The 22,222-nt window shown below is 50.9% G+C and carries 18 protein-coding genes; 14 read left to right on the top strand and 4 right to left on the bottom strand.

Annotation, left to right across the window (positions count from 1 at the left end; genetic code table 11):
- The first annotated feature begins 92 nt into the window (after positions 1-92).
- The 6 genes from JTN23_RS19710 (at position 93) to JTN23_RS19735 (ending at position 6,697) form a co-directional block, all read left to right on the top strand.
- Complete coding sequence (locus tag JTN23_RS19710) at positions 93-1,499, top strand: alkaline phosphatase PhoX (protein WP_247236755.1); 1,407 nt, start codon at positions 93-95, stop codon at positions 1,497-1,499.
- Positions 1,500-1,653: 154 nt separating this feature from the next.
- On the top strand, positions 1,654-3,420 hold the full coding sequence (locus JTN23_RS19715) for a right-handed parallel beta-helix repeat-containing protein (protein WP_247236756.1): 1,767 nt from the start codon (positions 1,654-1,656) through the stop codon (positions 3,418-3,420).
- Positions 3,421-3,516: 96 nt separating this feature from the next.
- Entirely contained in the window at positions 3,517-3,753 is a 237-nt protein-coding gene (locus tag JTN23_RS19720; protein WP_247236757.1) for a hypothetical protein, read from the top strand.
- A 57-nt stretch (positions 3,754-3,810) separates the two neighbouring features.
- Positions 3,811-4,038 carry a hypothetical protein gene (locus JTN23_RS19725; RefSeq protein ID WP_247236758.1) on the top strand — a complete coding sequence of 76 codons (228 nt, stop codon included), beginning with the start codon at positions 3,811-3,813 and terminating at the stop codon, positions 4,036-4,038.
- A 346-nt stretch (positions 4,039-4,384) separates the two neighbouring features.
- Positions 4,385-5,716: an NAD(P)/FAD-dependent oxidoreductase gene (locus tag JTN23_RS19730; RefSeq protein ID WP_247236759.1), complete on the top strand. Its 1,332-nt coding sequence runs from the start codon at positions 4,385-4,387 to the stop codon at positions 5,714-5,716.
- Positions 5,717-5,746: 30 nt separating this feature from the next.
- A complete protein-coding gene (locus JTN23_RS19735; RefSeq protein WP_247236760.1) occupies positions 5,747-6,697 on the top strand; it encodes an NADP-dependent oxidoreductase in 951 nt (316 codons plus the stop codon).
- Positions 6,698-6,798: 101 nt separating this feature from the next.
- On the opposite strand, the gene JTN23_RS19740 is transcribed toward JTN23_RS19735, so the two are convergent.
- Positions 6,799-7,110, bottom strand: coding sequence for an EthD family reductase (locus JTN23_RS19740; RefSeq protein ID WP_247236761.1), 312 nt, complete (start codon positions 7,108-7,110; stop codon positions 6,799-6,801).
- 357 nt (positions 7,111-7,467) lie between these two features.
- Here JTN23_RS19740 and JTN23_RS19745 point away from each other — a divergent pair, with 357 nt between their 5' ends.
- The 3 genes from JTN23_RS19745 to JTN23_RS19755 all read left to right on the top strand — a co-directional run bounded on the left by JTN23_RS19745 (position 7,468) and on the right by JTN23_RS19755 (position 11,500).
- Positions 7,468-8,085: a hypothetical protein gene (locus tag JTN23_RS19745; protein WP_247236762.1), complete on the top strand. Its 618-nt coding sequence runs from the start codon at positions 7,468-7,470 to the stop codon at positions 8,083-8,085.
- Positions 8,086-8,105: 20 nt separating this feature from the next.
- Positions 8,106-10,130, top strand: a complete 2,025-nt coding sequence (locus tag JTN23_RS19750) for a heavy metal translocating P-type ATPase (RefSeq protein ID WP_247236763.1) — start codon at positions 8,106-8,108, stop codon at positions 10,128-10,130.
- Positions 10,131-10,279: 149 nt separating this feature from the next.
- Positions 10,280-11,500, top strand: coding sequence for an acyltransferase family protein (locus tag JTN23_RS19755; protein ID WP_247236764.1), 1,221 nt, complete (start codon positions 10,280-10,282; stop codon positions 11,498-11,500).
- Positions 11,501-11,507: 7 nt separating this feature from the next.
- Here the strand turns inward: JTN23_RS19755 and JTN23_RS19760 are convergent, their stop codons facing one another.
- Both JTN23_RS19760 and JTN23_RS19765 read right to left on the bottom strand, forming a co-directional pair.
- Positions 11,508-12,668, bottom strand: a complete 1,161-nt coding sequence (locus JTN23_RS19760; RefSeq protein WP_247236765.1) for an MFS transporter — start codon at positions 12,666-12,668, stop codon at positions 11,508-11,510.
- Positions 12,669-12,785: 117 nt separating this feature from the next.
- Positions 12,786-14,204, bottom strand: a complete 1,419-nt coding sequence (locus JTN23_RS19765) for a four-carbon acid sugar kinase family protein (protein WP_247236766.1) — start codon at positions 14,202-14,204, stop codon at positions 12,786-12,788.
- 170 nt (positions 14,205-14,374) lie between these two features.
- Between JTN23_RS19765 and denD the strand changes: the two genes are divergently transcribed.
- The 3 genes from denD to JTN23_RS19780 all read left to right on the top strand — a co-directional run bounded on the left by denD (position 14,375) and on the right by JTN23_RS19780 (position 17,756).
- On the top strand, positions 14,375-15,331 hold the full coding sequence (gene denD, locus JTN23_RS19770; RefSeq protein ID WP_247236767.1) for a D-erythronate dehydrogenase: 957 nt from the start codon (positions 14,375-14,377) through the stop codon (positions 15,329-15,331).
- Positions 15,328-16,785, top strand: a complete 1,458-nt coding sequence (locus JTN23_RS19775) for a GntP family permease (RefSeq protein WP_247236768.1) — start codon at positions 15,328-15,330, stop codon at positions 16,783-16,785. Before denD ends, JTN23_RS19775 begins: the two co-directional genes overlap by 4 nt.
- Before the next feature lie 110 nt (positions 16,786-16,895).
- Positions 16,896-17,756 carry an aldo/keto reductase gene (locus tag JTN23_RS19780; RefSeq protein WP_247236769.1) on the top strand — a complete coding sequence of 287 codons (861 nt, stop codon included), beginning with the start codon at positions 16,896-16,898 and terminating at the stop codon, positions 17,754-17,756.
- Between the two features lie 77 nt (positions 17,757-17,833).
- Here JTN23_RS19780 and JTN23_RS19785 read toward each other — a convergent pair whose 3' ends face one another.
- A complete protein-coding gene (locus tag JTN23_RS19785) occupies positions 17,834-19,300 on the bottom strand; it encodes a S8 family peptidase (RefSeq protein ID WP_247236770.1) in 1,467 nt (488 codons plus the stop codon).
- Between the two features lie 448 nt (positions 19,301-19,748).
- Here JTN23_RS19785 and JTN23_RS19790 point away from each other — a divergent pair, with 448 nt between their 5' ends.
- Positions 19,749-20,786: an LLM class flavin-dependent oxidoreductase gene (locus JTN23_RS19790; protein ID WP_247236771.1), complete on the top strand. Its 1,038-nt coding sequence runs from the start codon at positions 19,749-19,751 to the stop codon at positions 20,784-20,786.
- Positions 20,787-21,303: 517 nt separating this feature from the next.
- Positions 21,304-22,155 (top strand): hypothetical protein, encoded by an 852-nt coding sequence (locus JTN23_RS19795; RefSeq protein ID WP_247236772.1) that lies wholly within the window; start codon positions 21,304-21,306, stop codon positions 22,153-22,155.
- Positions 22,156-22,222 lie beyond the last annotated feature (67 nt).

The raw sequence follows: 22,222 nt of genomic DNA on the forward strand, positions 1-22,222 counted from the left end.
TTAGAGTGTACTAACTTCGGTTATCAGCCAGAGTAATCAATACGTAACCGTACTACTATTTCCTGACCCTTACCCTTTTATCGAGTACTTCTATGAACAAGATTTCCCCTACTACCCGCCGCGATTTTCTAAAACTAACCGGATGTGCATCCGTTGGTTTTCTGGGTCTGTTTTCCTTTGTTAATAAACCTGCTTCGGTCATGGACCAAATGGCTGAATCTGCCTTTGGGTATGGTCCCCTGCTACCTGACCCCAAGGGAGTCCTCAACCTGCCGAAGGGTTTTTCGTACCAGATGATCTCCCGCATGGGCAATACCATGAGCGACGGACTGCTGGTACCCGGCCTGCCCGACGGTATGGCTACTTTTAAAGGTACCAAAGGCCGTACGATTATAGTACGCAATCACGAGATGAACCCCAACCCGGAAGGAGGAGCCTTTGGATTGAAAAACGAACTACTTACCAAAGTAGATAAAGCTAAGTTTTATGACTACGGCAAGGGAGTACAACCTGAGCTGGGAGGTACTACTACCATTGTCTATAACCCGGCAACGGGCAAGGTAGAGAAGGAGTTCCTGAGCCTGGCTGGTACCACCCGCAACTGCGCTGGTGGCCCCACCCCCTGGAACAGCTGGCTGACCTGCGAAGAAACTACCAAGAAAGTCGGTAGCGACAATACCTGCGAAAAAGATCACGGGTATGTATTTGAAGTACCTGCTACCGAGAAGGTACAGCTGCACGCGGCGGTACCCATCAAGCCCATGGGTCGTATGAACCACGAAGCCGTGGCCGTGGACCCTCGCACCAGCATAGTGTACCTGACCGAAGATACCGGCGACAGCCTCATTTACCGCTATATCCCCAATGTACCCGGGCAGCTGCTCAAAGGAGGTAAACTGCAGGCACTGATGATCCGCGGGCAGAAGAGTGTGGACACCCGCAACTGGGAAACACTCACTACTCCGACTTTCCCGGTTCGCGAGCTGCACGAGGTGGAGTGGGTAGATATCGAAAATGCAGAGTCACCCAACAACGACCTGCGCTACCAGGGATTTGATAAGGGAGCGGCCCGTTTTGCCCGGGGCGAAGGCATGTGGTATGGCAACAAGGAGATATTCTTTGCCTGTACCAGCGGCGGACGCAACGGCAAGGGGCAGGTGTTCCGGTACGTACCCAGCCAGTACGAAGGTACCGCGCAGGAAAAGAGCGCTCCCGGAAAGCTTGAACTATACGTGGAACCCAACGATCAGGATCTGGTTAAAAACTGCGACAACCTGACGGTAGCACCCTGGGGAGATGTAGTACTTTGCGAAGATCATTCGCACCCGTTTGTAGTAGGCGTTACACCCCGGGGAGAGTACTACAAGCTGGCCGAAAACGTAGGCTTCCAGACGGAATTTGCCGGAGGGGTATTCTCACCGGGCGGCGAAACCTACTTCGTCAATATTCAGGGAGCTGGTATAACACTGGCTATCACAGGTCCCTGGAAGACGGTTTAAAACTAATAGTCCAAGTTATAATGCCTGCTGTGGTGGATCTGACCTGCCGCAGCAGGCATTTTTTGCGCCACTACATTCTTCCGAAGGGTCAGGTAAATTCGCTTTGATACTCGCTTCTTGAGGTAGTATGATTAATCTTCTATCAAGTAAGAGTATGTCCACTATTCTCAGAGTTCTTCTGCCTCTTCTGGTATTCGGAAACATCGCCGCTGGTACCCAGGCCCAAACCCGCCAGGCTGCTCCTCTCACTATTTATGTTTCTTTCAAAGGCAAGGATACCAACACCGGCCTGAGCCGGAGCCAGGCCTTTGGTACCCTGGCAAGAGCGCAGGCCGCGGTGCGGGAGCAACGGGCTAAAGGTTCCGTAACCAGACCCGTTACCGTAGCGATTGAAGCAGGTAGTTATTTTCTGGATAAACCTCTCGTCTTTACTCCGGATGACTCCGGTACCGAGCAGAGTCCCGTCACCTATACCTCCCAGAATGGAAAGGTGCTCATCCACGGCGGGCGGCAGATCAGGGGCTGGAAGCCGTACCAGGGTAACATCTACATGACCCAGGTACCCGAGGTAAAGGAGGGCGGGTGGAAGTTTCGCCAGCTGTATGTTAATGGTGCCCTGAGGCAGCGGGCTCGCATACCAAATACGGGTTTTAAGATAGTGAAGGGATTTCCGGATGGTGGTGCCGAGGTACATTACCATACCGACAGTCAACGATTTGAATACGCCAAAGGTGATCTTGATCCTACCTGGAAAAACCTCGAGGACGTGGAGGTAATTGTGTACCACTTCTGGACCGACTCCCACCTACCCATCCAGTCGCTCGATACCACCACCAACATCGTTACCTTTAAGCATAAAGCAGGCAAAGTCTTCACCGACGACTTCTCTAGTAACGGGGCTCGCTATGTGGTAGAGAACGTCATGGAGGGCCTGGACCAGCCCGGCGAATGGTACCTGGACCGGAAGACAGGTACCCTGTACTATATACCTATGCCGGGGGAAGATATGAGCAAGGCCGAGGTAATTGCGCCCGTAACCGAGAAGTTCATCACATTTCAAGGCGATGCCCAGGCCCGAAAGTACATAGAGCACCTCCACTTTAAGGGGCTGGACTTCATGTATACCAACTGGGACCTGCCTCCCGGCAACTCCAACGACAACCAGGGATCGGCCTCAGTACCCGCCAGTATCAGCCTTACCGGCACCCGTCATACCACGTTTTCGAACTGTACCATCCGCAACATAGGTACCTTCGCGTTCGAGATCGGAAGCGGGAGCTCTGACAATGCCTTTACTCATAATGAAATCGCCCATATCGCGGCGGGAGGGTTCCGGATCAACGGCGGTACGGAGGCTGATCATCCCCTGCTGCGTACCGGTCGTAATACCATCAGCGATAACGACATCCACCACTACGGTGAGGTATTTCCGTCGGCCGTCGGGATACTGCTGATGCACACCTTCGGTAACAGGATTGCCCACAACAACATCAACAACGGCTGGTACACGGGTATATCCATCGGCTGGCGCTGGGGGTACCAGCCCAGTGTCAGCCGCGACAATGTCATTGAGTTCAACCACATCCATACCATCGGGCAGGGACTATTATCAGATATGGGGGCTATTTATACGCTGGGGCTTTCGCCGGGTACGGTACTCCGCAACAACCTCATCCATGATGTAGATGCCAACCACTACGGAGGGTGGGGGATATATAATGATGAGGGGTCGACGCATTTGCTGGTGGAGAACAACATCGTGTATAACACAAAGTTTGCGGGCTACAACATCCACTACGCCAAAGAGATCACCGTCCGTAACAACATCTTTGCCCTGGGGCGGCTCGAGCAAATCAGCCGTACCCGGCAGGAGCCCCACCGGAGCGTCTTCTTCGAGAATAACATCATCTACTGGAAGTAAGGGGAGCTACTGAGCAAGAACTGGGAGGACAAACCGTACTCCTTCTACCTGCGCCCCGGCGACAAGGGTACCCAGGAGCAGACCAGTACCTTCGATATGGATTGGAATATTTACTACAATCCGGTAAGCCCTTTAGACAAAGTAAGCTTTAATGGAAAGAGCTGGCAGCAGTGGAATACCCTGGGCAAAGACCAGCACTCGCTCTATGCGGATCCGCTGTTTGTGGATGTCGACAAGTTTGACTTTCGTCTGAAAGAGAATTCCCCGGCTCTCGGTCTGGGCTTCCGGCCCATTGATATGAGTACCGTCGGTCCCCGAAAGCTAAATCAATAGGGGTAGTGCTTGTGGTGCCGTCAGTTTAAATCAAACCTGTATACCACCTTGAGAGCCTTGAAATTAAAATCCAGCCCGGATCACGATCCAGTATGGGGGCACGTAATGCTCATGGATGACAATGTCCATTACTTCCTGCTGGAATATCCAACCGGTAATGGTGTTCCGCATATTTTCTCCGACCCGTCGCTCACCCTGGAACAGATACGTTCAGCGCTACACCCTCAAAGCGACCCGCTGGATAGTTTTGAGTTAGTGGAGGTAGAGGTACTAGTGAAAAGGTAAAACAGGAGGAAAAGCAGTAAAAAAAGGCAGTTATTGGTAGTGGGTGACTAGTAAACATTTGATAAATAATCAGATTATACCACTATATTTTTACCGGTTGATTATGAAATTTTTAAAAATACATAGTAGTTTTAAGTGCTAAGATCTATCTAGCTAGTCTTAGTGTTGTGGATAGATACTCTGCTGATCCTGTCGGCAGAGTATTTCCATTTTTAGTCATCCTCTGGGTATATTCTCTTCCTTACCTGCCTCTGCGGGGGCTCCCGAGCTTCTATAAAAAAACATTCCGGGTCTATAATCGCTTTTTGATACTAGTTATTTAGTATCCAGCTGAACATATACGTATATGCTTCACAACGCCCGTATCGCCGAAACCGGAAAACAACGAGTAGTAATTATTGGAGGTGGATTTGCCGGTATAGAATTAGCCAAGTCACTCAAGGACCTGGACGTTCAGGTTATTCTGATAGATAAACATAACTTCCACACCTTTCAGCCCCTGCTGTACCAGGTGGCTACGGCTGGTATCGAGGCTTCTGACATAGCCCAGCCCTTTCGGGAGCTGTTTGAGTCGCAGGAAAATCTGTACTACCGGATGGCCGAAGCCATCTCGGTGGATACCGATCAGCAGGTAGTCGAAACATCCATCGGTCTGGTGCACTACGACTACCTGGTGATAGCGACCGGAGCCGAAACCAACTTTTATAACAACAGGGAAATAGCCAGCAAGGCCATACCCCTCAAGGATATTGAGGATGCCATGACGCTCCGGAACACCATCCTGAGCAACTTCGAGAAAGCCCTGCAGATCGACGAAGAGGAGCAGCTCAACAGCCTTATGGATTATGTCATAGTGGGGGGAGGACCCACCGGAGTAGAACTGGCCGGCGCACTGGGTGAGCTACGGCAGCACGTATTCCCGAAGGATTATCGTGAGCTTAACTTCAAGGATATGGATATTCACCTGATCCAGAGTGGCCCCCAGTTGCTGAAAGGAATGTCGGAGGAGGCCTCCCGGAAGGCGCTGGAATTCCTGGAGCAGTTTGGGGTAAAGGTGTGGCTCAACCGGCGGGTGAAGTCGTACGATGGGTACACGGTCATGCTGGATACGGGTGAAAAAATAATCAGCCGGACCATGGTGTGGGCGGCGGGCGTAGTAGGAGCCCCTATCAAGGGCATTCGTCCGGAAAGTGTACTGAAAGGGGACCGGTTGCAGGTGAATGTGTACAATCAGGTGCTAGGGTATACTAATGTGTTTGCGATCGGAGATATCGCGGCCATGGTCACTGAAGAGAATCCCTACGGACACCCGATGATGGCGCAGCCAGCCTTGCAGCAGGGTAGGTTGCTGGCCGACAACCTGAAGCGACTACTGGAAAACAAGCCCCTGAAAGCCTTCGAATACCACGACCAGGGATCCATGGCGACCATTGGCCGTAATCATGCCGTGGCTGATCTGAAGATCTTCAGGAAGGAATACCGCACCCAGGGCTTTCTGGCCTGGTGTATCTGGATGTTCATTCACCTGATCTCCATCATTGGGTTCAAAAACCGGATCACGGTATTCATGAGCTGGATATGGAGCTATTTTAACTTCAACCAGGGTATCCGCCTGATTATGGGTGAAGTTAAAGAGAACAAACCCGTGGAGGAGGTTACCGAAAAGAAACTGGTATAGACTATACAACATATATGACTTTTTAAATCAATGAAAGCTATCTTATTAACTGAGCCCGGTGGTACCGACAAGTTGACCATCTCCGACATTGATCTGCCCGTATTACAGGACAGCGAGGTACTTGTAAAGGTAAAAGCACTAAGTATTAATCCCGTCGATATAAAGACCCGCACTGGTAAAGGAGTATACGGTCGTATCAAGGAGCAGGCGCCCCTGATTCTGGGTTGGGACATTTCGGGAGAGGTGGTGGACGTGGCCGATAGCTCATCCCGCTTCAAACCCGGCGACGAAGTATTCGGTATGGTCAACTTTCCGGGTCACGGTCGGGCTTATGCCGAGTACGTGGCCGTACCTGAGCACCATCTGGCGCTAAAGCCGCAGGAAATATCCCACGAGGAGGCCGCTGCGGCCACCCTGGCGGCCCTTACGGCCTGGCAGGCACTCGTGCACCAGGGACAGGTACAACCGGGGCAGCGGGTATTTGTACATGCGGCAGCCGGTGGAGTGGGTCACTTTGCAATACAGATCGCTAAACATCTGGGCGCTTCGGTGGTCGGGACGGCTTCTGAGCCCAATACTGGATTTCTGAAAGGCCTGGGTGTTGACCAACCAATCGACTACCGGAGCGAGGATTTTGAGCAGGCGGTCCGGGAGGTAGACTTCGTGCTGGATCCCATCGGTGGAGATACCACCCGTAAGTCTCTGAACATACTCAGACCCGGAGGTAAGTTGATCTCCATTGTAGGCGGAGCCACTGAGGACGTACAGGCCCTGGCTCAGGAGCGAAGGGTAAGTGCGGCAAACTACCTGGTACAGTCCAATGGAGAGGATATGGAGCAACTGGCGGCCCTGCTGGCTACGGGCAAGATCATAGCTCATGTATCGCATGTATTTACTATGGATGAAATAGCCAAAGCGCACGAACAGATCGAAACCGGACGAACCATCGGGAAGGTAGTAGTTACCGTAGATGGTGATTAAGCAATAAGAAAGGGCCGCTGTACGGAGAGTAGCGGCCCTTTGCTGTATTACGAAAATCTACTGATTCCTCTCAAATGGATATCTCAAGCGGGTTAGCGTCCTTAACGGTCCTGGCTAACCTGCATGATGGGCTGCACGTTCGTGAAATTGGGAATATCGGCTATTAACTCCGCCGAATGCGTATTCATAGCCTGTTGAAGCTGATCCAGTGTTTCAAAGTTCAATGAACCGATCAGGGCATAAGCAGGAGGTACGTCGGGAGTGGGTCCCACCAGTCCTTCTTCAATATCAATATTCTTCAGACCCATCGGTATTAGCCGTTCCTTTACCAGGGGCACATGCACTTTAAGAAAGTAGTCAATATCAAACTGGCTTTCGGTGCTTTTAGGATACAGTACATTTAGCTTGATCATATATAGTATGGTTAAGGAATACCTATAACGTCAAGAATTTTGAATAGAGGGGGGGGATGAAGTAAGTACAGGCTTTTTCTCGAAAGAAACAGCCGGGGTACTTATGTATCCAAATATATAAAAGTCGTTACATATTTGCAACAGTTTTTATCCAGTGGTAATCGGCTTTGCAAAATCTTGCTCATTACTTGCTGATCCTATTTAACTTCGCCGCACCAGACCCCTGTACAACTTTTTTATTGAGCAGGTACTTGTTGAATATTTTATTGCCAAACCACTTTTAAATAAACAGGTACTTGCTGGTTGTACTGGTAGGTTTGGAGTTGATCGAGCCCTCATCGGGAAGTTTATTTTACTATGACTCATATTATAATCGGTAGCCTGCTGCTGAGCATTATTCATGCTGCTATACCCAACCACTGGCTGCCTTTGGTACTAATAGCCAAATCGGAAGGGTGGCAGAAAAAGGAAACGATGGTAGTAGCTGGTATAGCCGCCCTGGCACATACTCTTAGTACCATTAGCCTGGGAGTGATCATCGGACTCATTGGGGTAAAAATATCTGATCAGCTCCGGCTTTTTCCAACGATTATTGCCCCACTTGTGTTGATATTTATGGGACTCCTCTACTTCGGAATGGATATGGGACATACCCATCACGAACATATTTCGGAGAAGAAGCTGGCTAAAAAGTCCAAACGCAGTATTATACTCAGTGTATGTATTGCGATGTTCTTTTCACCCTGTCTGGAGATCGAAACCTTTTACTTCAGCGCCGGCTCATTTGGCTGGAAAGGCATTATATCCATTTCGCTGGTATACCTGCTGGTAACGGTCTCGGGTATCATGGCATTAGTGGCGGTAGGAGGGAGGAGTCTGGAAAAGGTAAACTTTCATTTTCTTGAAAATCACGAAAAGAAGATCACCGGTTTTACGCTGATCTTACTGGGTATTTTCACATTTTTTGTTCATTAGCAGTCATAATAGTTACGGGTATGGCTCACAACGATAAAGATAAACGATATACAGGTCTGCAGCCTATGGAGATCACTTCGCCGCGTACGGCCGAAAAGCCGGGACCGCAGGGAGTGCTCAATGATGCCTGTTGTGCACCCGATGGCCACTCACATGACCACGGGCACGACCATGACCACTCTCATGATGATACCAATTCGTACGTACCCACTGTTGTCAGCCTGCTGCTTTTACTATCGGGTATCGCTCTCGACTACTTTAAGGTAGCCTGGTTTGAGGGGCCGCTCCGGTTGGTCTGGTTTGGGATAGCGTATGGGCTGGTAGGCTGGAAAGTGGTCAGGCACGCGGCAACCAACATAGCCCGTGGTGATGTATTCAATGAGTTTTTCCTGATGTCTCTGGCCACGCTGGGTGCCTTCTATATTGGCGAATACGCCGAGGGGGTAGCTGTTATGCTCTTCTATGTGATCGGAGAGCATTTTCAGGAATCTGCCGTGGCGCGTTCGCGCAAGTCCATCAAGGATCTGATCGATAACCGGCCGAAGACGGTCCATGTACTACGGGGAGGCTTACCCGTTGAAACAGACCCGAAGAAAGTGAAGATCGGTGAGGTGATACAGGTGCGGGCGGGCGAACGGGTAGCCCTGGACGGCGATCTGATCAGCGACCGGTCCAGCTTCAATACGGCCGCTCTGACGGGTGAAGCCAAACCTGATACTAAAACTAATGGAGAAAGGGTACTGGCCGGAATGATCAACCTCGACCAGGTAGCGGATATAAAGGTAACCTCTGCCTACGACAATAGCGCCCTGTCACGCATCCTGAAACTGGTGGAGCAGGCCAGCAGTCGCAAAGCCAAGACCCAGCAGTTCATTACCAAGTTTGCCAAAGTATACACGCCCATTGTGGTGTACCTCGCCTTAGCGCTCACTTTTCTACCCTACTTCTTTGTAGGCACCTATGTATTTGAAGAGTGGCTGTACCGGGCCCTGATCTTCCTGGTAATCTCTTGCCCCTGCGCGCTGGTGGTATCTATTCCGCTTGGGTACTTCGGGGGGATCGGGGCGGCTTCGCGCAATGGTATCCTGTTCAAAGGTTCCAACTACCTCGATCAGATGCGCAAGGTAGATACCGTAGTTATGGACAAGACGGGTACCCTGACCGAAGGCGTATTCAAAGTACAGGAGGTAGTGGTAGAGGGCATGGAGCAGGAGGCGTTTCTGAGTCTGCTCGCTACGCTGGAAAGCAAATCCACCCATCCCATAGCTCAGGCCATAGTAGACTATACCGGTGCTCAATCCGTGCATAGTGATGTAGGTTCGGTAGAAGAGATACCCGGGCACGGCCTGCGGGGTAGGGTACTGGGCCGGGAAGTACTGGCCGGTAATACCCGCCTGCTGGATAAGTTTGGTATCCACTACAATCCGGCCCTCCATCAGGTGGTTGAGACGATCGTGCTGGTGGCGGTAGACGGACGCTATGCCGGTTATGTGACCATCGCGGATCAGGTCAAGGAAGATGCCCAGCGGGCGGTACGGGCGCTGCATGCAATGGGCGTTCGGCGGGTGGTGATGCTTTCGGGCGATAAAGATTCCATTGTTCAGAAAGTGGCCAGTAGTCTCCAGATCGACATAGCCTACGGCGACTTACTGCCGGAGGATAAAGTGGCCAGGGTGGAGGAGCTACAAAATCAAGGCGCTACCGTAGCCTTCGTGGGGGATGGTATCAACGACGCTCCGGTGATTTCACTGGCTGATGTTGGTGTAGCCATGGGGGGCTTAGGCTCAGATGCCGCCATCGAAACGGCCGATGTAGTGATCCAGACCGACCAGCCCTCCAGGATAGCTACAGCCATCAATATAGGTAAGAAAACCAACGGGATCGTGTGGCAGAACATCGCGTTAGCTTTTGGGATAAAGGCGCTGGTGCTGCTATTCGGAGCCTTTGGCGTAGCCAGTATGTGGGAGGCTGTGTTTGCTGACGTGGGGGTCGCGTTTCTGGCCATTCTTAATGCAATTCGTATTCAGCGCATGAGCTTTTCCTAGTAGGTTTCAGCTACTAATTGTACTGGACCCCAAATAGACGGTATAATTTAAGGGATCTTTACGGAAATGGAGCTTAATTATCCTGAAAGCGTTTTCGTATTCACCCAAATTTGTAATTTGGGCTGCTTAACCCTTATCTTAACCTTTACATGAAACAGCGTTACTACTCCCTGGATGTTTTCAGAGGAGCTACAGTAGCCTTTATGATCCTGGTGAATAATCAAATTGGATCAGCGGCTTTCACCCCTCTTCGCCACGCCCCCTGGCACGGACTCACCCCCACCGATCTGGTTTTTCCTTTCTTTCTGTTTGCGGTAGGTAACGCCATGGCCTTTGTGATGCCACGTCTGGAAGCCGCCGGAGCCGCCGCTTTCTGGCAGAAGGTAGGCAAGCGGGCCGCCCTGATCTTCCTGATTGGCCTTTTCCTGAACTGGTTTCCTTTTGCCATGTGGGAGAATGACCAGTTGCTATTCAAGCCCTGGACCTGGATCAACAGCGATGGAGAGCTTCGGGGGGTACGTATCCTGGGAGTACTTCAGCGTATTGCCCTTTGCTACTTTTTTGCTTCGGTAATTATCTACTATGCTAAAGTACGGGGTGCTTTCTGGATTGGGGTTGGTATTCTGGTGCTTTACTGGCTGCTATGTGAACTAGGGAATCCCGTTGATCCGTACAGCCTGGAAGGCTGGTTTGGTACGGCCTTAGATAAGCAGATACTCGGGGAGGCACACATGTACCGCGGCGAAGGGATTGCCTTTGACCCGGAAGGATTGATAAGTACCCTGCCGGGAATAGTGCAGGTGATATTTGGGTACCTGGTAGGGTACTATATTCTGGGCCAGAGCAAAGCCAGCGGCGAGTTCACGGCTAACACCACTCAAACGGGTACCCATCCCATTTACAAGACACTTACGATGTTATTCCTGGCGGCTGCCGTGCTACTGTTCATCGGCTATGCCTGGGGATTGGTTTTTCCGATCAATAAGAAAATCTGGACCAGCTCGTACGTAGCCCTGACGGTAGGGCTGGCTATCATGTTATTGGCAGTGTTGATCTACTTTATTGAGGTCCGGAACAACCGGGGCACCTGGACCCGCTTCTTTGAAGTATTTGGCAAAAACCCGCTGTTCATCTACGCACTAAGCGGCCTGATCCCAAAGTTTCTGTCCATTATTCGGCTGAATGATGGGGTGGACGAAAACGGAGCCATCGCCTTCATCAGCCCCTGGGGCTGGTTCTTCAAGTACCTGGTTGCACCGGTGGCCGGTACGCGCGAGTTTGGCTCCCTCCTGTTTGCTGTACTGTTTGTACTCCTGCTCTGGGCTATCGGCTACTGGATGGACCAAAGAAAGATCTACGTTCGGGTGTAGTACCCTTTCAGGCGGGTACTTCTTCCTGGTTCGTCTGGCTCTGGTAACGGAAGAATAGGTGCGAAACGGGAATGAACACCAGCCCTGCAAAAGCAAAAGCCACAAACGACATGCGCAGACCAAAAGCATGAGCCAGATATCCGATCATGGGCGGACCTACCAGCATCCCTACGGTGGCGTAGGTAGCAATGATAGAAATGGCCATACCGGGGGAGTACTTCCGGGATGAACCGGCCAGCGCGTAGGTCATGGGTACAATGGAGGCCGTACCAAAGCCGGTCAGTGAGAAGCCTACCATGGCTGTCTCAAATCCGGGAAAGCTTACGGCCATACCGATACCCACCATGATCAGTATGGCGCTCATCAGGTAGGTATTAGGCATACCTATTTTTTCGATTATCTTATCCGACATAAAGCGTGAAATTGCCATGCAGACCATGAAGATCAGATAGCCGTAGGTGAATACCTCGACGTTCAGGACTTCCCTGAAAAAGATACCGCTCCAGTCGAACATACCTCCTTCGCAGACCGCCGCAAAAAAGATGAGTATCCCCAGGTACAGGATGTAAGGGTCGGGTTTGCCCAGGATCAGCTTGTTGCCCTCGGTGGTGCGGTCGTTGCGGAGCAGGTAACGGTAGGAGAATGCAGTGACCAGGAAACTAATGGCTGCCACAGCGGCCAGGTGAGTCTCAATAGATATGTTATTGGCTACCATGATGGTCGAAAAGCCAACGCCGGCGATACCCCCCGTACTCCACAATCCGTGGAAAGACCCAAGTATTTTCTTATCAAACTGCTTTTGTAGAGTAATAGCCTGGGTATTGACGGCGATACTGAATATACGCATGGTAAAAGCGAATATACTGATCGCTACTACCAGGCTGGCGGTACTTTGAGCAAAACCAATCAGGGCTAGGGCTACGGCGTTCAGACCAAAACTGATGGACATGGGTACCCGGCTGTCGTACCGTGCGATCAGCCAGCCTGAGATGGGCAACCCTATCATGGAGCTGACGGGCATAGCCAGCAGTACCGTACCCATCTCAGCTTCGTTGTAGCCAAAAAAGGTCTTTATAGTAGGGATTCGGGAGGCCCAGGTTGAAAAACTTACTCCCGATAAAAAAAAGAATATGCTCAGAAATATCCGCTGCTTCGCCTGCAATATCATACCTGTCAGATTTGGATGCAAATTTTCCAATCTAACAATATTACAAGTAGTTTGTCGCAGTGATTATAGTACATTTTTACTATTAAATGGATTAACCCAACTCTTCCCTTTTATTATCTAATTTTTCGAAGTTTTGAGTTGTAAATATACGTTGGTCAGGGCTTTGTCGTCCCCCACATTACCCGGGAAAACCACGTAGATCAGGTCGGGATACTTACTGTGCGGATCCAGCTTCCAGACCGGTACCCCCGGTATAATCTGACCCAGTACGGTAGCTTTCTGAACACCCAATCCCTTAGTAGCCAAGTCACTGGATGTAATACCTCCCTTGGCAATCATGAAAGAAGGACGTACCGTCATTCCCTGAACTACCCCAACCAGAAATTCCGAAACCTGGCTGTTGATCTTCAGATTACTCTCCACATCCTGGCCTACCTCCAGCTGGCGGCTGGTATGGATGACTACATCGGCCCCCTCCGAAAGCCACTGATCAGCCTGCTGAACAATAGCCTGGTGGTAGCTGGCGATTTCCTCCGTGGATAGATGCAGTAGTTTTGAAACATCTACCTCTATGGAACGATGGCTGCCCTGGTCAAGCAGGTACTGGAGCTGACTGGTGGTTTTGGGTACATACGAGCCTACCACGATCAGGGAGTTACTTGATGATGTAGCTGAATCAAGCTGAGGCACATATGCTTTGCCGGGAGCCATACCCGCCCGAATGGGTACAAAGGTGGCGGAGGTACGGTAGATACAGGTCTGACCGGCCTGCTCGGCCATCTGTACCCCCCTGATAAACACTTCGAGGTCCCTGTTGGAAGTAGCATTGACAATACATACCTGCCCCGGCTGACAGGCCAGCAGCTTCTCACTGACCCGCTGGGGGCCGCCCAGGCGGATATCTTTTAGCGAAACCGATACTACCTCTCCGGCCTTTACCCTGCCACCTGTTTTTTCTTCTACCCATTCTCTTAGGTTGGAGTGGCGGTAGCCAAATACAGCATCCCGGGCGAAAGGCGTTTGGGAAACCGGTACCAGTTCATCCTGTTCTTTGATGTAGTGGATGTCCTCAATCGTGTACCGTCCCCCCTCGACAAAGGCAGGTACTATAATGCGGATGGCATCCGTCTGACCCAGTACCCGGGCCATGGCGTCTACCTCAGCCGGAAAGTGTCCGCGCAGGGTGGAGTCGCTCCGACTGATGGTGATGATCTGCTGCCCGCATATTTCTATGGCCTCCTTAAGATGGCGGCAGATCTCTTCCGTGAGTTGTACCGCAGCGGCTTCGGCCATGCTGCGGGAGTTGGTAAGTATGAATAACACCGCGGGCTTCTTACGTAGCTCTTCCACGAGCAGAGGTACGCTCCACTGGGTCAGTACGGTAATATCGTAGGAGGTCTGGGTGCCGGTGGGATCGTCATCCAGTACTACGAGGGTTTTACCCGCCTGTTTGAATTCGGCATGTATCTCCGGCAGGAGGTCCTGCCCGTATTCGGGGGGAAGTTGATCCAGTAGGTCGGTGGAAATAGTACTCATCTTGATAGTCTATAAACAGGTGACTAAGTTAGATGATGATTTTATATTTTCCCTACTTTTAGACCACCTGATGGTGACTGCTCCGGGATCAGTAGTAAGTAGAATCCACCGAATGCCGCTTTGAAATATGAAGAACTAAATCGTATTTAAAGTAGCTGAATCCATTCCGTATGCAAATAATTATTACCGGTGGTGGAGGTTTTCTGGGTCAGAAACTGGCCAAAGCCTTACTCCAGAGTACCTTGTCCTTTGATGAACTTCTGCTCGTAGACCTGGTCATGCCCGCCCATCCCGATCAGGATCGTCGCGTAATCTGTCAGCAAGCCGATCTGTCAAAAGAGGGGGCAGTCGAATCGCTTATTACTCCCCAGACTGGCCTGGTGTACCACCTGGCTGCCATCGTGAGCAGCCACGCCGAAAGTGACTTTGACCTGGGGTACCTGATCAATCTGGACGTAACACGCCGACTGCTCGAAGCCTGCCGCCGTACCAAAGCCGGTATCCGCTTTGTCTTTACCAGCTCACTGGCCGTCTTTGGCGGCGAACTCCCGGAGGTAGTTACGGATGCCACGGCGGTTACGCCGCAGTCTTCCTACGGTGCTCAGAAGGCCATGGGTGAGCTACTGGTCAATGACTACTCCCGCAAAGGCTTCGTCAATGGCGTTACCCTCCGGCTGCCTACGATCTGTGTACGTCCCGGTAAGCCCAATAAAGCCGCTTCTTCCTTTGTGAGCAGTATTATTCGTGAGCCCCTGCAGGGGGAGGAGGCCGTATGTCCGGTTTCAACGGACTTGTCCCTGTGGTTATCCAGCCCGGCGACCGTCATCCGCAATCTGGTTCACGCGGCTACGGTAGAGGGCTCTTCGCTGGGCAACTGGCGAACCCTGAACCTGCCGGGCATCAGCGTGACGGTACAGCAAATGCTGGACTCGCTCGAGCGGCAGACGGATGCAGCCACTCTATCCCGGGTACGCTTTGAACCTGATGAAGCCATCAACCGGATTGTCAGCAGCTGGCCGGGACAGATTGATAACAGCCGGGCGCTCCGGCTGGGCTTTCAGGTCGACTCCGGCTTTGACAGCTTCATTACCCAATTCATGGCAAACGACCTGCAAAAGACTCTATGAGTAGCCTTCCAGTGCCCATCGTAGGTCTGGTGGTAGCGGTAGGGGTACTCATCTTCCTGGTGTTGCGTACAAGGGTACATGCCCTCATTGCCATGCTCATTGCGGCCAGTATTGCGGGCCTAGTAGGAGGTATGTCGGCCGACAAAACGGTGTCTGTCATCACCCAGGGGTTTGGTACTACCCTCGGCAGTATCGGTATCGTCATAGGACTGGGCGTTATGATGGGCCGGATCATGGAAGTATCCGGAGCGGGCGAGCAGATCGCCTACAGCCTGATCAGGTGGTTGGGCAAGCGAAAGGAAGAGTGGGCGATGGTCATTACCGGCTATCTGGTTAGTATCCCCATCTTTGTGGATTCAGCCTTTGTCATTCTGTACCCCGTTGCCAAGGCCCTGGCACAGCGGAGCCGGCGCTCCCTGCTGACACTGGGGGTAGCTTTGGCGGGGGGATTGGTTATTACCCATTCTGCCGTTCCGCCCACTCCGGGGCCGCTGGGGGTGGCGGGGCTGTTCGGGGTGGATGTGGGGTCTATGCTACTGCTGGGTATGGCCCTGGCTTTACCCTGTGCGGTAGGGGTGGTACTGTATGCCCTCTGGCTCGCCACGAAGTACCCACATTTTGATCATGCGGCGCCGGTGGGTGAAGAGCTGAAAACCATTCACCAAAACTACCTGCAGGACAGGCAGGAAAAGCCACTACCCGGACTGATGCTATCGTTGCTGCCTATCGTAGTACCTATAGTACTGATCTTTCTGAAGGCACTGCTGACCACCCTGGCACAACTACCGGGGCAGGAAGGGCTGGCAGAGCAGCCGTTAGTCCAGGTCCTGTACTTTGTAGGTTCACCCATTATCGCTTTGTCCATCAGTACCCTGCTGGCTGTGTACACCCTGGTTCCGGAGCTGGATCGGGCCAGTGCTCTGGCCCGGCTGGAAGAAGGTTTGCAATCGGCCGGAATCATCCTGATGGTGACGGGGGCCGGAGGGGCCTTAGGGGCTGTGGTGCGGGAGAGCGGGGCCGGTAGCCAGCTGGCGGCTCAAGTAGCTGGCCTGCCTATTTCACCGGTTATGATTCCCTTTATTGTTTCTACGCTGGTACGGCTTATTCAGGGATCGGGTACGGTGGCTATGATTACGGCGGCTTCCATCTCGGCTCCCATTCTGGCTCAGATACCGGGTGTTAATATGCTGCTGGCCGCTCAGGCGGCGGCCATGGGCTCCCTGTTTTTCAGCTACTTCAACGACAGCCTTTTCTGGGTAGTCAACCGCCTGATGGGGATTGTTGAGATCCGGCAGCAGCTGGCGGTATGGTCGGTCACTACCACAATAGCCTGGGCCATTGGCGGAAGCTGCGTTGCCCTGCTCAACCTGTTCGTGGGCTCCGGGGGTACTTTACTAGATCCATTCCTGCCCCTGCTGGTAGCGGGAGTGATCCTGCTGGTGGTGCGCAGGTGATGTCACTGGTGGTTATTAAATTACATAATCCAGCCACTTTCTCATAACTTTTGCACGCACTTCCGGTTTACAGATGGTGTCGTGTAAGAATGAAAACTAAAAGTGAGAAAATGAAAAACGGAACCACAAGCACATTCACAGAAACCTTTACCCTGGGTGGCGATCTAACTGTAAACCGGATGGGGTACGGGGCCATGCGCATCACGGGAGAAGGGATCTGGGGACCACCCAAAGACCGCGAGGAGTGTATACGGGTACTGAAAAGAACGGTAGAGCTGGGTATAAACTTTATAGATACAGCCGATAGCTATGGTCCCCATGTTTCGGAAGAACTCATCGCCGAAGCCCTGTATCCTTATCCCGAAAATCTGGTAATAGCCACCAAGGGCGGCCTGCTACGTACCGGCCCGAACCAGTGGCCTGTCAATGCACACCCCGATCACCTGCGCGAAGCGCTGGAGGGAAGCCTCAAGCGTCTGAAACTGGACCAGATCCCACTATACCAGCTTCACCGCGTTGATACAAAGGTACCTTTTGAGGAGATTTTTACCTTTCTGCAGAAAATTCAGGAAGAAGGACTGGTTAAGCATATTGGCCTTTCGGAGGTGTCGGTAGAACAGATCAAGCGGGCGCAGGAGTACATTGAGGTAGTGTCGGTACAAAATATGTACAGTGTCGACAACCGTAAGTGGGAGGAAGAGCTCAAGTACTGCGAGCAGAACAACATGGCATTTATACCCTGGTACCCGCTGGGTGGAGGTAACGTAGAGGCCATGAACAAACTGGAGCGGATCGCTCAGAAGCACGGAGCTACGGTACATCAGTTGGCGCTGAGCTGGCTGCTGCACCATTCACCCAACATCCTGCTCATACCGGGTACCTCCAAGGTAAAGCACCTGGAAGAAAATGTCAAGGCTGCTTCCATAGCACTGGATCAGGAAGATCTGGATGAATTGAATGGGTTAGGGTAATATTTTGAAGAATAACTACAAGAGAAAGGCCGGATCAAATTCCGGCCTTTCTCTTGTGCAAATCTATATACTAAGGGTTATTTCAGAGTACTAACAGCCCGCAGCGCATTTACGCGGCCATATCCAAAAAGAGGATCACGACCAGGTTTTCCCAGATCGTCCGACGAAGCTCTTAAAGCGGCTTCCACCCTGGCCGGAGCCATCGGGCCTCCGTTTTTACCGATGATCAGCGCGGCTACACCAGCCACGTGGGGAGCTGCCATACTGGTACCTGCCGAAAAAGTGTACCCTCCATACTGACTGGTACTCAGTACCATATCAAAGTACCAGAACATATAGGGCTGCAGGCGTGAATCTCCACCCGGTGCCGAGAAGCTAATATCAGAGGTACCAAAGTTGGAGTACGAGGCGATCTGGTCGAGGTCGGTTTGTGGATCTTCGTACCAGTTGGTAGGTCCCGTAGCCGAAACTGACAGCACATGAGGAAGATTAGCGGGTATCGAAATACCTGATTTATCCTTGTTGCCATTGATGGCATCATTACCGGCTGCCGCTATCACGGTTACCCCTTTCTGATTGGCATAGCTAATGACACGGCTCATCGCTACCAACAGCTCCTGTACGGCTTTGGTGTTTGATACTACTGTATCGTCAGAAGGATCATTAGGTGTACCATTATCATCAATGAACTTACCATTTCTGGGGAGGTACGAGCCCAGGCTCATGTTAATGATGTCGGCCTTCTGGTCAACGGCGTCCAGGATACCAGCCAGTATCCACGAGAAGGAGCCCCTACCGGAGTCAGAAAGTACTTTGATCAGCTGTAGCTTTGCCTTAGGGGCTACTCCCACTACACCAATGTTGTTGTCCAGGGCTGCTACAATACCAGCCACGTGGGTACCATGGCTAAACCCCGGATAGTTGAACTGTACTCCTTCGTTGGGAACAAAGCTTTTGCTATAGATAATGTTACCAGCCAGGTCCGGATGCATCAAATCGTAGCCGGTATCAAGTATGGCCACTTTTACACCTTCACCCCGGTGTCCCGATTGCCAGGCAGCATTTGAGTTGATGGCCTTATGCTGCCACTGAAAACCATAATAGGGATTTAAGTTAGGGTTCGTGGCTGTGGCCTGCACTGCATTCTGCGGATCCTGCAGATCAATGGAATTGGTCGCTTCTATCCATTTGGCGCTTACATCCGGAATGACCGATTTAATGCCGGGCAGCCGTTCCATTTTGCCGGCAAAATCAGGATCAGCCGAGACAGCCGTAGCTACGCCTATGTTTTTTAACTGGGTACCCATACGGCCTTTGGCTTTACTTACCTCTGCTTCCAGATTGGATGGTAGTGCATTGGTAGCTGATACAATGATGTAGCTACCCTTTTGAATGATGAAGTCTGACTGAGCAGCCGCGGCTGAACGAGCGGCTTTGGTGTTTTGAATAGTTGAGGGGTCCAGATTAGGTTGATCAGTACAACCTGTTCCTAATCCAATTAAAATACTGGCACAAATAAGTGAACGAAGTGAAAAGTTTGTCATACGTGTTACTGGGGTTAAGGTAAAAATTGATTAAAGTTTATATGGTGTAATTGTGATTGCTTTTTTGGCTCACCTCATCCGGCTCCCTCCAGGTACCTTCCGGGCACATACGGCACTAGTTGAGTAGTTACGGTAGTGACTGGATGTATATATCGAGCGACAAAAAGGTAGGAATTAGTTGAATAGAATTCACCTCCAGTGACTAAAAATCAACAGGCCACTTAGTGAACGGTTACAAACGGAGTACTTAGGGGTAAACCTGAGCATGTAACCAAGAGCCGGAAAGAGCTTTCTGTTCCTACTACAAAGACTTTAATTCGGTGGGTAAAGGAACCCGGATAAAATCAATGAGGTTACTCTAGGTACTATCATCATACCTTACATAGCATCATACCTTACATAGTGAAATTTGATGATAGGGATTACTACTAATGCTCTCATATAGAAGATGGATTTAACTACCCAAAGAACCCATAAGCAGCTCGCTGATATAGCCATATCTGTACTGGATCTGGCGCATGTGCGCGCTGGCAAAACCCCCGCGGACTCCTTTAAGAACAGTGTTGAACTGGCCCAGCACGTTGAACAGCTCGGATACAAGCGTTATTGGCTGGCCGAGCACCACAATATGCCCGGTATTGCCAGCTCGGCTACGGTGGTACTCATAGGTCATATTGCCGGACAGACCTCTACCATCAGAGTAGGATCAGGAGGTATTATGCTACCCAACCACTCGCCCCTGGTAGTGGCTGAACAGTTTGGGACGCTGGAGTCGCTCTACCCGGGACGCATCGATCTGGGCTTAGGACGTGCTCCCGGTACCGATCAGATTACCTCCATGGCCCTGCGGCGCGATATGCGGGGCAACGTTGAACAGTTCCCCCAGCATGTGCAGGAAATACGGGATTATTTCGGTCCGGCCAATCCGGCGGCGCGGGTAAGGGCCGTTCCCGGTGAAGGGTTGCAGGTACCTATCTGGTTACTGGGATCAAGTACCTACGGAGCTCAGCTGGCTGCTATACTGGGTGTACCCTATGCCTTTGCCAGCCACTTTGCACCAACCAACCTCCACGCGGCACTAAAGGTATATCGTGATACTTTTCAACCATCGGAAAGCCTGGAGAAGCCCTATGCTATGGCCTGTATCAACGTCATTGCGGCCGATACCGACGAGGAGGCGCACTACCTGGCTACCTCCCTGTACCAGGCCTTTCTGAACGTCATCCACGGCAAGTCTAATTTGCTACAGCCACCGGTAGAAAGCATGGATGGGCTGTGGGATGAGGCCGAGGAGCAGGCGGTATATCAGATGCTGCGCTATACCTTTATTGGTAGCCATCAGACGATAAAAGAAGATCTGCAGAAATTTCTGGATCTGACCCAGGTAGATGAGATTATGGTCGCTTCGGCGATATATGATCCGGTAGCCCGCCTCCGTTCGTATGAGATCCTGCAGGAGGTATGTAGGGTAACCCAAACCGCGTAGTCAATAAAGTTTTGAAAAACAATCGCCTCCAGAACACCGGTTATCTGTGTTCTGGAGGCGATTGTTTTTTCTGTTGGTCAGCTTCTGAAAAACATATCACTCATGTAGTGTAGTCAGAAAATCTACCGTTTGATAATTTTATGCTTATATTAAGTATCTATATATAGCATAAAAGGTTACATTTGATTGATTTTGGATTCTACGTACATGCACCCATTGAGTGTGTGACAGTATTGATCGTTGTTGTAGATATAGGGTAAAGTAAGGCCACCTCAACCTACCTTATCCATAGAAGCTACCTGCCCATCGTACTGCTGATTGAGATCAGCTACTGGTTCAGCTATTCCTAATTTCGTCGAGCTGCTTTACAACTACATTCTGTTTTACATCTTCGACCCTACGGGTCTATTCAGTTTCTGCTGCATTTTCGGGTATACGAGTCCTCATTTCTGCTGACGCTGTCAGTGCGTACCTCTTTGTCAATCAACTTTTCTCAAACCCAATAATCCACTACCGTATGAAAGCTAATCTTACTTTTCGTCTTGCTCTGAGCCTTTTTGTGGGCTTACTCCTGATTCAGGTCTGCAATGGCCAGGCTCCTTCCCGTAGTTATTCTGAGGTATATTTCCACAAGCTCAAACCCGGACATACCATACAGGAGGCACAAGCCATTGAAAAAGAATGGAAGAAACTACATCAGGCTCAGCTGGATGATAACCATATCACGGGCTGGTACATGTTATCGAAGGTGATGTCGTCCAATCCTGATAGGGGTGAATATGATTATATCACCATCAAAACGTTCGGTGATATGGGTATCCTTGAGAATTCCTATCCTGCCAAATACAACACGAAGGTATATGGAAGTGAAGCAACCAGGAAGTGGGAGGATCTGATGAAACGAACCGGCGCTATTCAGGAACACGGTAAGATGGAAATCTGGGAGACCTTAGATGGTATATTCTCGGAAAAGTTTACATCACCGAATTTGGCGCCTATCTGGCTGATTGAGATGATGAAGGTAAAGGACGCCCGTGTCAACGACTACCTGACCGTTGAGCGAAATATAAAGGACTTACATAAAGAACGTATTGCCATGAATAATATCATGGGCTGGAACGTGGCCGGGTTGATGTATCCGGCAGGAAGCGAAAAAGGCTATAACTTCGCAACACTCAGCTACTTCCCTTCAACCAAAGAAATGGCTGATCAGAAGTACGCTGAAGCCTTTAAGAAGGTACATCCTGATGGGGATATGCAGAAACTGGCGAATCAGGTATATGACTCCCGCGATAAAGTGCGACAGGAAGTATATTATCTGCTGGAGTATGTTTCTAAAAATGCTAGTGCTCAGACAGCGGCTAAATAGCATATAGTACCAGGTAATGATATAAGGTACAGGTGTAAGCTAATTCTCAAAGCTGCTTACACCTGTA

It is taken from the genome of Telluribacter roseus, assembly GCF_017355915.2.
Classification (GTDB): Bacteria; Bacteroidota; Bacteroidia; order Cytophagales; family Spirosomataceae; genus Telluribacter.

Bases quoted from the DNA above. Each gene is read 5' to 3' on its own strand.
- JTN23_RS19710 (WP_247236755.1), top strand. From the start codon at position 93: ATGAACAAGATTTCCCCTACTACCCGCCGCGATTTTCTAAAACTAACC.
- JTN23_RS19715 (WP_247236756.1), top strand. From the start codon at position 1,654: ATGTCCACTATTCTCAGAGTTCTTCTGCCTCTTCTGGTATTCGGAAAC.
- JTN23_RS19720 (WP_247236757.1), top strand. From the start codon at position 3,517: ATGGATTGGAATATTTACTACAATCCGGTAAGCCCTTTAGACAAAGTA.
- JTN23_RS19730 (WP_247236759.1), top strand. From the start codon at position 4,385: ATGCTTCACAACGCCCGTATCGCCGAAACCGGAAAACAACGAGTAGTA.
- JTN23_RS19735 (WP_247236760.1), top strand. From the start codon at position 5,747: ATGAAAGCTATCTTATTAACTGAGCCCGGTGGTACCGACAAGTTGACC.
- JTN23_RS19740 (WP_247236761.1), bottom strand. From the start codon at position 7,110: ATGATCAAGCTAAATGTACTGTATCCTAAAAGCACCGAAAGCCAGTTT.
- JTN23_RS19745 (WP_247236762.1), top strand. From the start codon at position 7,468: ATGACTCATATTATAATCGGTAGCCTGCTGCTGAGCATTATTCATGCT.
- JTN23_RS19750 (WP_247236763.1), top strand. From the start codon at position 8,106: ATGGCTCACAACGATAAAGATAAACGATATACAGGTCTGCAGCCTATG.
- JTN23_RS19755 (WP_247236764.1), top strand. From the start codon at position 10,280: ATGAAACAGCGTTACTACTCCCTGGATGTTTTCAGAGGAGCTACAGTA.
- JTN23_RS19760 (WP_247236765.1), bottom strand. From the start codon at position 12,668: ATGATATTGCAGGCGAAGCAGCGGATATTTCTGAGCATATTCTTTTTT.
- JTN23_RS19765 (WP_247236766.1), bottom strand. From the start codon at position 14,204: ATGAGTACTATTTCCACCGACCTACTGGATCAACTTCCCCCCGAATAC.
- denD (WP_247236767.1), top strand. From the start codon at position 14,375: ATGCAAATAATTATTACCGGTGGTGGAGGTTTTCTGGGTCAGAAACTG.
- JTN23_RS19775 (WP_247236768.1), top strand. From the start codon at position 15,328: ATGAGTAGCCTTCCAGTGCCCATCGTAGGTCTGGTGGTAGCGGTAGGG.
- JTN23_RS19780 (WP_247236769.1), top strand. From the start codon at position 16,896: ATGAAAAACGGAACCACAAGCACATTCACAGAAACCTTTACCCTGGGT.
- JTN23_RS19785 (WP_247236770.1), bottom strand. From the start codon at position 19,300: ATGACAAACTTTTCACTTCGTTCACTTATTTGTGCCAGTATTTTAATT.
- JTN23_RS19790 (WP_247236771.1), top strand. From the start codon at position 19,749: ATGGATTTAACTACCCAAAGAACCCATAAGCAGCTCGCTGATATAGCC.
- JTN23_RS19795 (WP_247236772.1), top strand. From the start codon at position 21,304: ATGAAAGCTAATCTTACTTTTCGTCTTGCTCTGAGCCTTTTTGTGGGC.